14 protein-coding genes are annotated in these 13,045 nt (G+C 48.1%); 11 read left to right on the top strand and 3 right to left on the bottom strand.

Annotation, left to right across the window (positions count from 1 at the left end; genetic code table 11):
• Positions 1-24: 24 nt before the first annotated feature.
• The 3 genes from GWG06_RS06215 to GWG06_RS06205 all read left to right on the top strand — a co-directional run bounded on the left by GWG06_RS06215 (position 25) and on the right by GWG06_RS06205 (position 4,984).
• A complete protein-coding gene (locus GWG06_RS06215; RefSeq protein ID WP_127042786.1) occupies positions 25-1,686 on the top strand; it encodes a PspC domain-containing protein in 1,662 nt (553 codons plus the stop codon).
• Between the two features lie 217 nt (positions 1,687-1,903).
• Positions 1,904-4,036, top strand: a complete 2,133-nt coding sequence (gene feoB, locus GWG06_RS06210) for a ferrous iron transport protein B (protein WP_160712053.1) — start codon at positions 1,904-1,906, stop codon at positions 4,034-4,036.
• Between the two features lie 45 nt (positions 4,037-4,081).
• Positions 4,082-4,984, top strand: coding sequence for a M28 family peptidase (locus GWG06_RS06205; RefSeq protein WP_160712051.1), 903 nt, complete (start codon positions 4,082-4,084; stop codon positions 4,982-4,984).
• Here the strand turns inward: GWG06_RS06205 and GWG06_RS06200 are convergent.
• Positions 4,981-6,399, bottom strand: a complete 1,419-nt coding sequence (locus GWG06_RS06200; RefSeq protein ID WP_127042792.1) for a S41 family peptidase — start codon at positions 6,397-6,399, stop codon at positions 4,981-4,983. The genes GWG06_RS06205 and GWG06_RS06200 overlap by 4 nt on opposite strands.
• Before the next feature lie 48 nt (positions 6,400-6,447).
• Positions 6,448-7,119, bottom strand: coding sequence for a DUF922 domain-containing protein (locus tag GWG06_RS06195; RefSeq protein WP_160712049.1), 672 nt, complete (start codon positions 7,117-7,119; stop codon positions 6,448-6,450).
• A 193-nt stretch (positions 7,120-7,312) separates the two neighbouring features.
• On the opposite strand from GWG06_RS06195, the gene paaA reads away from it, so the two are divergent.
• From paaA to nadD, 5 genes are all read left to right on the top strand, one after another.
• A complete protein-coding gene (gene paaA, locus GWG06_RS06190) occupies positions 7,313-8,311 on the top strand; it encodes a 1,2-phenylacetyl-CoA epoxidase subunit PaaA (protein ID WP_160712047.1) in 999 nt (332 codons plus the stop codon).
• A gap of 80 nt (positions 8,312-8,391) precedes the next feature.
• A complete protein-coding gene (locus GWG06_RS06185; protein ID WP_127042798.1) occupies positions 8,392-8,760 on the top strand; it encodes a 1,2-phenylacetyl-CoA epoxidase subunit B in 369 nt (122 codons plus the stop codon).
• Positions 8,757-9,521, top strand: coding sequence for a 1,2-phenylacetyl-CoA epoxidase subunit PaaC (gene paaC, locus GWG06_RS06180; protein ID WP_202182965.1), 765 nt, complete (start codon positions 8,757-8,759; stop codon positions 9,519-9,521). Before GWG06_RS06185 ends, paaC begins: the two co-directional genes overlap by 4 nt.
• A 4-nt stretch (positions 9,522-9,525) precedes the next feature.
• Positions 9,526-10,017, top strand: a complete 492-nt coding sequence (paaD, locus tag GWG06_RS06175) for a 1,2-phenylacetyl-CoA epoxidase subunit PaaD (protein ID WP_160712045.1) — start codon at positions 9,526-9,528, stop codon at positions 10,015-10,017.
• Positions 10,018-10,112: 95 nt separating this feature from the next.
• Positions 10,113-10,682, top strand: coding sequence for a nicotinate (nicotinamide) nucleotide adenylyltransferase (gene nadD, locus GWG06_RS06170; RefSeq protein ID WP_127042801.1), 570 nt, complete (start codon positions 10,113-10,115; stop codon positions 10,680-10,682).
• Here nadD and GWG06_RS06165 read toward each other — a convergent pair.
• Positions 10,673-11,725, bottom strand: a complete 1,053-nt coding sequence (locus GWG06_RS06165; RefSeq protein WP_127042803.1) for an AI-2E family transporter — start codon at positions 11,723-11,725, stop codon at positions 10,673-10,675. The two genes, nadD and GWG06_RS06165, sit on opposite strands and share 10 nt — an antisense overlap.
• A 203-nt stretch (positions 11,726-11,928) precedes the next feature.
• On the opposite strand from GWG06_RS06165, the gene GWG06_RS06160 reads away from it, so the two are divergent.
• Genes GWG06_RS06160 through GWG06_RS06150 form a run of 3 tightly spaced genes read left to right on the top strand, consistent with a single transcriptional unit; the run spans position 11,929 to position 12,989 of the window.
• The gene (locus GWG06_RS06160) at positions 11,929-12,123 is read left to right on the top strand and encodes a YtxH domain-containing protein (protein WP_127042805.1); all 195 of its coding nucleotides are present in this window, start codon (positions 11,929-11,931) and stop codon (positions 12,121-12,123) included.
• A gap of 26 nt (positions 12,124-12,149) precedes the next feature.
• The gene (locus GWG06_RS06155) at positions 12,150-12,620 is read left to right on the top strand and encodes a hypothetical protein (RefSeq protein WP_127042807.1); all 471 of its coding nucleotides are present in this window, start codon (positions 12,150-12,152) and stop codon (positions 12,618-12,620) included.
• A gap of 18 nt (positions 12,621-12,638) precedes the next feature.
• On the top strand, positions 12,639-12,989 hold the full coding sequence (locus tag GWG06_RS06150) for a hypothetical protein (RefSeq protein WP_160712043.1): 351 nt from the start codon (positions 12,639-12,641) through the stop codon (positions 12,987-12,989).
• Positions 12,990-13,045: the final 56 nt, after the last annotated feature.

Raw genomic sequence — 13,045 nt, 5'->3', positions numbered from 1 at the left:
CTAAAACCTAAAAGAAGTAGTAAAATGAAAAAGATTATCAACATAAACCTGTCGAGTCGGCTTATCCCCATTGAGGATAGTGCATATGAGATCTTACGCCAGTATCTGGACAGTCTTAAAGCCTATTTTGCAAAAGAGGAGGGCGGCGATGAAATTGTGACGGATATTGAAAGCCGTATCGCTGAAATTTTCCAGGATAAACTCAAAAAAGGTGCTCATTGTATCACTGATGAAGATGTGATTACCGTGAAAGCCTCCATGGGTACGCCTGAACAGTTTGACGAAGCTTCCGCTGAAAATAAACAGTCCAAACAGGAAGACGCTTTTGCAGACTATTACAGCCGCCCGCGTAAGCGCCTCTACCGCGATCCGGAAAATAAAGTACTGAGCGGTGTGTGTAGTGGTCTGGGCGCCTACTTTAACATCGATCCGGTGATCTTCCGTATCGTCTTTGCCCTGCTCGCCATCGGCGGCTTCGGTACCGGCGTACTGGTATATTTCATCCTCTGGATAGCTACTCCGTCTGCCGATACGGCAGCGGAGAAGCTGGAAATGAGAGGAGAAAGGGTAGATCTGAATAATATCAAAACTACCATCCAGGAAGAGTTAAATCATGTAAAAGGTCAGGTGAAAAATGTAGGAAATGATATCCGAAATTTTTCTCAGGGCCGCGGAAAGCAGGTAGGTAATGACCTGGAACGCTTTTTTGTAAACCTCGCTGAAGGTTTGGGAAAAGTACTGGTGTTTGTTACCAAGGGGTTCTTCTATTTCTTTGCGGTGGTGATGCTGATCTGCCTGATCTCTGTAGGTATAGCCATCTCCGTTTCTTCTGCGGCCCTCTTCCCCCTGAAAAATCTTTTCCTGTCAACACCTGTGCAGAGCGTACTCTTCTGGCCGGCACTGGGCCTTATCATCGGTATACCGGTTGTTGCCCTGCTGATCTTTATCGTCCGCAAACTGACCGGTGTTAAACAAGGCAATAAATATGCAGCCTACACGCTCATGTTCCTGTGGCTCCTGGGTATCGTATTCTCCTGTGTAGTAGCTACCTCTGTCATCAAGGATTTCAGAAGACGCAGCAATGTTGAAACAGCTGCCATTACTATCCAGCAACCTTCACAAGGTAAGTTGCTGATAAAAAGAGGAGAAAGCATCCTCACAGATAATGATGATTTCAACTGGTTTGACGAACACATGATGGTAGCTGATGATACCATCCTGCTCAACTTCATCAACGTGAAAGTGGAAAAAAGCAAGACAGACAGCTTCAGTGTGGAAGTAGCCCGCTTTTCCCAGGGCCGCACCCTGCAACAGGCTAACCAGTATGCCAATGACATACAGTTCCAGTTGAAACAGGTAGACTCCATACTGTATCTGCCGGAAGGCTTCACCCTGCCAGCACACTCCAAATACCGCGGTCAGCGCATGACCCTGATTATCAAGGTGCCTGTAGGAAAAAACATAGATATTGATCCGGAAGTATACCGCAATTACTCTTTCAGCAGAAACTTCATGACCAACGACACCTGGGACTTTAACGATGATGAACATCCCCGCGGCCTGAAAATGAAAATGACCACCTCCGGCGCAGTAGATGAAACACCTGTCATCAAAAGACCAGAGTTGCCTGAAACCACTGCTGACTCCGTAGAAAACGGTTACCGCTATAAGGGCAACGACAACTAATATTTAATTATTTTATTATTTGAGATTATATCACATAAAAATGCCCTCTGGTAAGTCCGGAGGGCATTTCTATGTGATACAAATCTCAAATCTCAAATAAGTAAATAACCAAATCTCAAATGGTCAAATGTTTTCCCGATACGATCATGCTGCACTCTTATTAATGCGTAACTTTGCTTTTCGGCAAATAATATTAAAAAAGAGGATAAGATAAGGAATGCAGGCACCAATTAACATCGCACTGGTAGGAAATCCGAATAGTGGAAAAAGCTCCCTTTTTAACGCACTGACCGGCTTAAATCAGAAAGTGAGTAATTTCCCGGGAGTAACGGTAGATAAGAAAACAGGCACGGCACAGATTGTACCCGGCCTCACTGCCAATATCATAGATCTGCCCGGTACCTATAGCCTGTACCCGAAAAGTGCAGATGAATACGTGACTTACGACGTGCTCATCAACCCGGATAATGCCGATATTCCGGATCTGATCATCATCGTTGCCGACGCCTCCAACCTGAAAAGAAATCTCTTATTCTGCTCCCAGATTATAGACCTGAAAATTCCGGTCATCATCGGTCTTACCATGATGGACATTGCCCGTAAGAAAGGCGTGGAAATTGACCTCGATGGCCTGGAAAGAGAACTGGGTGTTCCGGTGGTTTCTATCAACCCCCGTAAGAATAAAGGGGTTGCGGAACTCAAAAAAATTATTGACCTCGCCGCGCGTGGCAATTACAGCGCCGCTCCCCGCGATTTCATCAATAACGGCGCACTCGCCAAACCGGTAACCGACGAGATAAAGAAAGCAGTACCGGGAAAAAGTGATTATGCTGCCTTACACATCGCTGTCAATGCAGATGAACTGCACTTCCTGAACATCCCGCAGAAAGCTGCTATCAAACAGACGCTGCAAACACATCAGTTCAATAAAACAAAAGTACAGGCAGAAGAAATTATGCAGCGGTATAACCGCATCAAGCATATCATGAAATCTACCGTTGTGGAAACGGACCCCCTGCAGAAACAGTTGCGCTCTGAAAAAATAGACGACCTGCTGTTACATCGCTTCTGGGGATATGTTATCCTCCTGGTGGTCATGTTCCTCCTGTTCCAGAGTATCTTCTGGCTGGCATCCTACCCGATGGACTGGATTGAGGGCGGCTTCGGGCAATTAAGCGGGTGGCTTACCTCAGTACTGCCGGATAATAAAATTACCGATGTATTTGTAAACGGTATCCTGGCAGGTATCAGCGGATTTGCCGTATTTATTCCGCAGATCATGATCCTCTTCGGGCTGATTACCATCCTGGAAGATACCGGTTATATGGCCCGTATCAGCTTCCTGACCGATCGCCTCATGCGGCAGGTGGGCCTTAACGGAAAATCCGTCATGCCCCTCATCAGCGGCGTTGCCTGCGCAGTGCCTGCTATCATGGCTACCCGTACCATCGAAAATAAAAAGGAACGTTTAATCACGATACTGGTGACGCCACTCATGAGCTGCTCTGCCAGGCTGCCCATCTATACCATGATGATAGCGCTGGTAATTCCGGACAGGCGAATTTTCGGTATCCTCGGGCTGCAGGGGCTTATCATGATGGGACTGTATCTCCTGGGCTTCTTTATGGCCATCTTTATTGCAGCCATTATGAAGCTGTTTGTAAAGATCAGGGAGAAAAGCTACTTCATCATGGAACTGCCGGTATACCGCGCCCCACGCTGGAAAAACGTTGGTACCACCATGGTGGAAAAGGCAAAAATCTTTGTGACCGATGCCGGTAAAGTAATTGTAGTGATCTCCGTCATTCTCTGGTTCCTGGCCTCTTACGGCCCTTCCAGCCGGATGCAGCCACTGCACGATAAATACGAGAAAATGATCGCCGCTGTTCCTGCTGATTCCCCCGCAGCGGACTCCCTGGATAAGGCCTTCAGATCTGAAAAATTATCTCACTCCTATGCAGGCATCCTGGGGCATGCTATAGAACCAGCTATCCGCCCGCTGGGCTTTGACTGGAAGATAGGCATCGCACTGATTACCTCTTTCGCTGCACGTGAAGTGTTTGTGGGTACCATGGCAACATTGTACAGTGTAGGAGAAAACCCTGATGATAATAACGCTACGCTCCGCGAAAAGATGGCTGCTGCCAAATGGCCTGATGGCAGACCCGTGTACACACTGGCTGCGGGCCTTTCCCTGATGATCTTTTATGCATTTGCCATGCAGTGTATGAGCACACTGGCCATCGTAAAAAGAGAAACAAAATCATGGAAAATGCCGCTGATTCAGCTGGTATATATGACAGCACTGGCGTATATCTGCAGCCTGATCATCTTTAATATTTTCAAATAAATACTTGTTGTACATTAGAGCAATGCTCATTCAAATTGCATTGCTATGAAATTGCTCTGTTACAGTTTATCCTTGTTCTTTGCTGTGTCTGCAACAGCACAGTCAAAAGTTGATTCCGCTACCCTGATGAAGGATGTCCGTACATTGTCTGAAGACAAGTACGAAGGCCGCAAAACCGGTACCCGCGGCAGCCGCATGGCTCAGTTTTATATCCTCGAAAGATTTAAGAATATTGGCCTGACTCCCTATAACGGCACCTACGAATACCCTTTCTACTTTCAGTTCGGAGGGCAGCGGGTGATGGGGACTAACCTCTACGGCTATATTCCGGGTAAAAGCAATAAGGTAATAGTTATCTCGGCCCACTACGATCACCTGGGCATAGAAAAATCCAATAATGTAAGGGATACCGTTTACAACGGTGCTGATGACAACGCCTCCGGTATTGGTGGTTTGCTGGCGATGGCGGCTTACTTTAAGCAGCACCCGCCGGAACACACGCTGATATTTGCTGCTTTTGATGCGGAAGAAGCAGGATTACAGGGAGCCAAAGCATTTCTGCAGTTGCCCCCTGTAACGGTATCGGATATACGACTGAATATCAACATGGATATGATTTCGCATAACAACAGAAATGAACTCTATGTATGCGGTACCTATCATTACCCCGCGCTGAAAACATATACGGATGCTGTGGCCGCCACCAGCCCGGTAAAACTGATAGCCGGTCATGACCGCCCTGGCAGCGGCGCCGACGACTGGACTAACCAGAGCGACCAGGGCGTTTTCCACGGAAAGAGAATTCCTTTTCTCTATTTCGGCGTGGAAGATCATCCGGATTACCACAGGCTAACGGATGAGTATTCACGTATCAACCACTCATTTTACTACCGCAGCGTACAGACTATCCTGAAGGTGGCGGAAGCGCTTGATGCGGCTAACATTTAGCGGTTCTCATGCCGCTGTATCATACCCTGGAAGGAACGTCCTTTCATTTTTATACCTAACCTGTCAGGGGCCAGTTCCGTCATGCGACCCAGCTGATTGGAAGGAATGCCCATATCCAGCAGCGCGTTACGCAGCAGAGGATCGCTGAGCGTACCCCAGTCTGTTGTATAGTCGTCTTCCAGGTTGATGTCCGGCGCAATGCCATCAAAATAGGCCCCTTCATTGGCGGAGTTATACGTCTGAAAGCAGGCGGCATACATATCATAGCGGCCAAACGGGATATTGATAAAGCCAACTGGTTTTCCGAAGGTTTTTCTGCCTATCAGGCGTGGCTTCATACCGGGTTTCAGCACATTGTACAGCAGTTCGCTGGCAGAAACGGTGCTTTTGGTTACCAGGAAGCGGAGTTGTGTCAGATCCAGGGCGCCCTGTTTATTAAAGCGGGTGGTTCTGTAGTTGGTAGCTTCGCTGCGGAAGACTTCCGCCCAGGTGTAGCGGGAGCCGGGGGCTCTCATGGAGGTGAGGTACCGGCTGAATTTATTATTATATACGTTATCGTTAAAAACCTGTGTATACATGACGGAGTTGGTGAGTGCCGCCGGCACCAGCAGGTCCGCCATGTATTCGGCTGTTTCCAGCAGGCCGCCGGTATTATACCGCAGGTCTACCACCAGTTTTTGTACTCCTGCCTGTGTAAAGGCATTGAAAATGGAATCCATTTTAGCTTTGGTATCCTGCAGGGCCACGAAGGTGTTGAAAACGAAGTATCCTACTTTAACGCCGTTGAAAGTATAGATCCGGCTGTACAGGATGGGATCTACCGGGTAGAGGGACGGTTTGATGCTGATGGTGGGCGTGTTGCCGTCCGGTCTTCGGAACGTAAAGGTGGCGCCGTTGCCGCCGAAGAAAGCCTGGTCCAGTAATTTATTGGTGGCGTCGTCATTGTGCAGCGAGGTGACGTTTCCGATGGCGGTTAGCTGCCATCCGCGTTTGATACCGGCTTTATCTGCCGGGGAACCAGGGTATACGTAAATCACGTGAAGCGCATCCTGTGTCTGGAAGCCTATTTCAAAGCCCATATCGCCGGCAATGCCTCCCTGTAAAGTACCGGAGGTGCTGCCATTATCCAGGAAGCTGTATTTGTCCAGCGGCAGCCCGGAGGTATTATTTTTTTTGTATTGAATCAGTGCATTAAACATGGTTTCCACGGAATTATAGCTTTCCGGGCGGAAAGTGGCCGAATCCGGAATTGCATCGGACCACAGGTAAATATCCTTAAAAACGAAGTAGATACTGTCTCTGATATCGCCTGATGGCTGCGGGTTCTGCGTCACGTCTTTCTTTTTGCACGAAGGCAGCAGGAATAACAGGGCCATACCAGCCAGCAGCCATATTTTCAGGTGTTTTGGTTGCATATAATCAATTTGATGGTGTAACTGTAATGTATAAACGAAAGCCTGCGGCTATCTGTTTTTTTCAAAGTTACCAAAGAACTCGAAACCAAGTTCCTCTGGCAGAACGCCTTTATTTTTCATGCCCACATTTACTTTATCGCGCCAGCGGGCCTGTGCGGCTGCATCAGTACCGTTGCGGGTTTCCTGGTCAAAGGCGTATTGCATGCGGTTCATTTCCTGGAACGACTGCAGGTACTGATATTGTATAACGCTGTCGTAATCATCGCGGTTGAGAGCGGTTTGCCGCAATTTCTGCTTGAATCTTTCCACCACCAGGCGGGTAATGTCGAAATGCAGTTGCTCATGCGCCAGGGCGTAGTAATTATTGAGGTATTCCGGGCGTACCCAGGAGGCGCTTCTGATAAAGAATACCTGCATGGTAAGCGTAATTTTCAACGTATCATGTACCTGCCGGCTGCTCCCCTCATAGGCAAAACTGGTGTAGGAAACGGCTGCGCTGGGGCCATTCCGGGAGGGACTGCCGGTAAAATCATCCCAGCGGAGTTTGCGGCCGGCGTCGTAGAAAAGGGTATCCGTATCGCTGGAATCTGCAGTGGTCCTCTCTTCGAAATTCAGTTGTATCACCATCAGGTTCCTGGTATCCGGGGGGCGGACAGGAAATTTCATCTGCCCGGAGGGCAAAAGAAACAAGCTGCATATGGTAGCAAATAAGAGTGGCATACAGGGGAAAATCGCCGGGAATAAAATTAGGGAAATGACCGGCCTTCCGTAACGGGATAACAAAATTTGTGGATTCTATAACATTTCACCGTTACCAGCCAGCAGGAATAGCCGTTTCCCGCGGTTTTAACAATCATTTTTAGCTATAAACGGGCTTTTTTCCGTAATTTACTTTCGACCAAAACAATCGCATATGTACGGCGGCGGATATATTTTTGATGAACCTAACGGAAAGCAGTTACGGGAAGAAAAACAGCATGACGACCCGGAAAAACTGGCTGCATTTGAAGCGCGTATAACCCGGGGAGAAAAGATTGAGCCCGGCGACTGGATGCCGGCGGAATACCGCAGGCAGCTGATCCGTCTGATAGAACAGCACGCGCATTCTGAAATTATAGGCGCCCTGCCGGAAGGCACCTGGATTACCCGTGCGCCAGGCTTCAAACGTAAGCTGGCACTCATTGCCAAGGTGCAGGATGAAATCGGTCATGGCCAGCTGCTGTATAATGCAGCCGAAACCCTCGGCAAATCCAGGGAAGCCATGATTAACGACCTGCTCAGCGGTAAATCCAAGTACTCCAACGTTTTCAACTATCCGGCCGAAACGTGGGCGGATGTTACAGTTATAGGCTTCCTGATAGATGCGGCGGCCATCGTGAACCAGGTAGCCAACGCCAAAGGATCTTACGGTCCTTATTGCCGGGCGCTGGAACGTATCTGCTACGAAGAGAGCTTCCACCTGAAACAGGGGCACGACGCATTTATTGAACTGGCTACCGGCACACCTGTGCAGAAACAGATGCTGCAGGAAGCGCTGAACCGCTGGTGGCAGCCTATTATGCATTTCTTCGGACCTCCCGACAAAACATCGCAGCACAGCGAAAAGCTGATGCAATGGAAAGTGAAAATGGCCAGCAACGATGAAATGCGCAATCAGTTTCTTGAATCATATGTACCGAAAATATGGGAGCTGGGATTAACCCTGCCGGATCCCAACCTGCGTAAGGACCCGGAAACCGGCCGCTGGCAATATTCAGATCCCGACTGGGATGAGTTCTTCAGAGTTATCAACGGCGGCGGCCCCTGTAACGAGGAGCGGTTGCAGGTGCGGAAATGGGCGGAAGAACATGGCCGCTGGGTACGCAAGGCGCTGATGAACCCGCAGGAACGCCGCGCACTGCCGGTAGCATAATCGTATATCCCTGCACGTTAGCAAGCCGGAGCCGCATGGCTGCCGGCATTCATTCTGTCATTATATCAATCAGTAAATTCATGTCCAACGATTCTTTAGATCCGCGCGTAAACAGGCTGAAACTAGGCGACGCCGGAGCTGTGATCAAAGTAGAAGAAGGCGAAAACTGGAATGTATACGAAGTATTTCATCAGGAGAAAAGAGGAGCGCACCATGAACATGTAGGTTGTGTGCATGCACCGGATCCTCAGCTGGCACTGGTGTTTGCAAAGGAACAATTTGCCCGGCGCAAGAAATGTGTGAACCTCTGGGTGGTGAGAAGCGCAGATATTCTCGCTTTTGATGCGGAAGATGAAGATATGTTTGAAAACAACCTGGAGAAGAATTACCGCGATGCCAGCGGCTTTAAGGTGATGGAAAAGATCAACAAATTTAAACAGTCCAAATGATGAACAACGCTGCATTAACAGATCTCATAATAAAAATGGCCGATGATGAACTGATTCAGGGACATCGTAATTCCGAGTGGACAGGCCTGGGCCCTGTCATGGAAGAAGATATTGCGTTTTCTTCCATGGCACAGGATAAGATCGGGCATGCCTGGGCATTGTACCGCATCCTCCATGAAAACCTGGGCGGTCAGGATCCGGATCACTTTGCATTTATACGGAAGGAGAAAGCGTTCAAATGTTCTCATCTTGTTGAAATGCCTAACGGTTCTTATGATTTCAGCCTGATGCGTCATTTTTTATTCGATCATGCTGAAACCGTGCGTTATGAAAGTCTGCGGGAAAGCAGCTTTGAACCCTTTCAGCAACTCAGCAGAAAATTCAAGGGGGAACTGAAATATCATACGCTGCATGCCAACGCTTTCATCATGCAGCTGAGCCAGGCGAATGAAGAAAGCTATGCCCGTATGCAATCTGCGCTCAACGATACCATTGCGCTGGCGGCAGGCATCTTTGAACCATCTGCAGAATATGAAGAGGAACTGATGGTGGCAGGCGTTTATCCCGGGGAAGCAGCGCTGTATCATCGCTGGCTGGACCGCATCTATCCCGTGCTGGTGAAGGCATCGCTGAACCTGCCGGAAATGAGTACGGTTACGCCGGTGTATGGTGGCAGAAAAGGATTTCATACAGCTTACCTGGAGCCGTTGCTGAAGGAAATGGGAGAAGTGTTTAACCTGGATACGGAAGCTAACTGGTAATATCATGTCGCAAACAATTTTGATAGAAGAAGTGTTTCAGTCACTGGAACATGTGATGGATCCGGAGATACCTGTGCTGAGCGTGGTGGACCTGGGTATGATTACCGGTGTGGATGTAGAAGGAGAGGGCGTCCGCATCAGGATGATCCCTACTTTTGCCGCTTGTCCGGCGGTATCCTACATCCAGCAGAATATCCGGAAAACGGTGGAACAGGAACTGGGTATAGCCGTTACCGTAGAAATAGACAAAGAGGCGCACTGGCACAGCAACCGCATGACAGAAGCCGCCAAAGAAAAACTGAAGAACTTTGGTATTGCGCCGCCGCAGGTAATTGAAGGAGAAATGCGTGCGGAGATTATGCTGGAAACCCCTTGTCCGCATTGTGGCAGCGAACAGACGTATCTGCGTTCTCCTTTTGGTTCAACACTTTGCCGTGCCATTCATTATTGCAGGTCATGTGGGCAGGTGTTTGAGCAGTTCAAACCGCTGGAATAGGCGTAGTTTATATGTTCCCGTAGTAGCTATTGAAGGAAATACCTATTTTTACACGCATTATTTGTGTATGCCATTGGCAACTTATACGATGAAACATGAGAATAGGCTTGTATTTCGGATCTTTTAATCCTATACACACGGGGCATTTGATCATTGCCAATTACGTTGCTTACAATACTGATCTGGATAAAGTATGGCTGGTGGTGTCTCCGCAAAACCCGCTGAAACCCTCGTCGGCACTGCTGAATGAGCATGACCGCTTTCACCTGGTGGAGCTGGCCATCAAGGATGAACCGCGCCTGCGCGCCAGCAATATAGAATTTTCCTTACCACGGCCGTCCTATACAGTAGATACCCTGGCTTACCTGGGAGAAAAATTTCCCACGCAGGAATTTGCCATCATCATGGGCAGTGATAGTTTCCAGAATCTTCCCCGGTGGAAGAATTATGAGCACATCGTCAAAAACTATCCCATCTATGTATATCGTCGTCCGGGACATGAGATAAAGGAAACATACGGCGCATCGCCGGAAATTCTGGATGCACCCATGCTGGATATATCAGCAACGGATATACGTAAATGGATTAAGGAAGGAAAATCCGTCCGGTATATGGTGTCTGACAACGTTATCAGCTACATCCAGGAGAATAACTACTACCGCTGATCACCGGATGCCGGTTTCCGGTGCAGTTCTCTTCTTTTCACCAGGTATTCGTTGGAGTAGATGCCCAGCAGCAGGATAAACATGGAAATCAGCAATGGCCCGAATATAAGGCCGATGAAGCCGAACAGGCTCACCCCGATGATTACCCCGAAGATGGTAATCAACGGATGTACATCTGCAATTCTTTTGGCCAGCAGCATACGCGCAATATTATCAGAAGTGCCGACAACGCCGAAACCATAGGCCAGTACGGCGATGCCCTGCCAGGTATTGCCTACTGCCAGCAGGTAAACACCCAGTGGCACATACACCGCAGCCGCGCCGACAATCGGCAGCATGGCAGTAAAACAGGTTACCACAAACCAGAAAATCGCTTCCGGCACACCGAAAATCAGATAACCGATCAGGGATACAATACCCTGAATAATAGCAATGAGCGGTATCCCCACCGCATTGGCAATCACCAGTGTGTTGAACTCTTTACCCAGTTTTTCCACATTGGTTTCCTTGAGCGGAATATATTCATACAGCGTTTCTTCCATCTTGCGGCCGTTCACCAGCATGAAATACAAAATGAAATACATGATAGCAATGGCTGTCAGCGTATTGAAAGTGGCTCCCAGGAAGCCGGGCAGAAAGGCCGTAATACTTTCCTGCAGTTTCTGCAGCCGCTGCGCTGAGAGCAGATCAATACCTATTTCCTGGTGCAGGCGCTCATTGAGCGCTTTGGCGCCGTTAATCAGCTCTGAAGAATGAGTAGCAGCATAGGAGATTTTAGCCGTGAGCATATTGATGAGCATTCCTATCGGCAGCAGGATAATGAGGAAGGATGCTATCATCAGTAAAACGGCAGCCAGGCTTTTATTCATCTTCCTGCCCTCCACCATACGGAACATCCATTTACGGCTCATCACATACAGGGTTACTGCACCCAGGAAGCCGGGAAAGAAGGTGTACAGCTCCAGGAAAAGGAGGATAGCCAGGAATACAATCAGCAACAGAAATCCTATTTGCTTGAGGCGGTCGTTGTCTAAGTAGCTCATGGTATAAAATATCGTGTATTTTTTACTAATGACAAAAAGCGGACCGGCAGACAGAAGCCTGAACAAAAAGCCGTGCCGCTTGTTCATAATGCGGACTTAACAGTGGAAAGTTTCCCCGATTGCCATTTATGGAATAATGTTTGTTAACTTTTATATACCCAAAAACTGAAAACTTTATTCTCTCATCGTTAAAAACATAAATTATGAGTAACAGTTCAAAAGCCGTGGTTTCATTTATCGTAGGTGCTGCAGTAGGGGTAGCGGTCGGATATTTTCTGAACTCCGACAAGAAAGATGAACTCGTGGAAAAGCTGAAGGATCAGAAGAACAGGTTAAAGGAGAAATGGAATAAGAGAAAAGACCAACTTCAGGATGAGCTGGAGAATGAGTTCGCATAAATGCTCCGTTGACAAAATTAATCTGCATGGAAGATAATTTCAGCAACTACTTTAACCGAACGGGCAAAGTAGCCAGGGAGTACCTGGAAACCAGACTGGACCTGATTAAGCTCCAGGCAGCAGGAAAGTTATCGACAGCGTTGGGATTGTTTTTTTCCATCACGATGGCTTTCCTGCTGTTTTTTTTCGTGATTGTATTTCTGGGGATGGTAGTAGGTTTCTGGATCGGTGAAATGACCGGGAGCTTTGCTATCGGGTTCTCGTGTGCAGCAGGGCTGTTTGTGCTGTTATTTGCTGTAATACTTGTTTTCCGCAGGCAGCTCATTCAGCGTCCGTTGACCCGGCTGCTGCTGGCAGAACTGGTAGAGGAAATCACCGATAGAGATGATCAGTCCAATCACATTCATAATCAGCCCCCTCCGGTACAGTCGCAGGAGTCTGCAGGATATAGTTTTGTACCGAATGAAGAAGCTACCGAAAACACCATGAAAGCATAAAATGAAAAATGTTTACACATGCGTAAGGTAAAGATCACCAGCCAGGAAACCCTGGATCTGGAAATCGCCCGTTTAAAGATGCGTTCCAGGCAGCTGGAAAACGAACTGGGTAACCGGGTGGATTACTTTAAGGATAACTATAAGAAAATGGCCCTGAATGCTGTTATCCCCGGCAGTGCAAGACACAGTGGCGCTTTGGGGATTGCCGCCAATATCGCCAAAATGGCCTGGGGCAGCGGTAAGTTCAAAAACTTTGCTACCGGCGCCCTGATGACCGCACTGGAATTTATTGGCGTACAACTGGGCATCAATATTTTTAATAAAGTCACGAATAGGAGGAAGAAGAAGAAGGAGCCGGTAGCGGAATAAATTACGAATTACGAATTGCGAATTACGAATGAGGAGCGAAGAACAAAGCGGAGAAA

Source organism: Chitinophaga solisilvae (assembly GCF_009928525.1).
Taxonomy (GTDB): Bacteria; Bacteroidota; Bacteroidia; order Chitinophagales; family Chitinophagaceae; genus Chitinophaga; species Chitinophaga solisilvae.
Note: the sequence above shows the minus strand (reverse complement) of the source record. Positions and strands in the feature narration are given on the sequence as shown.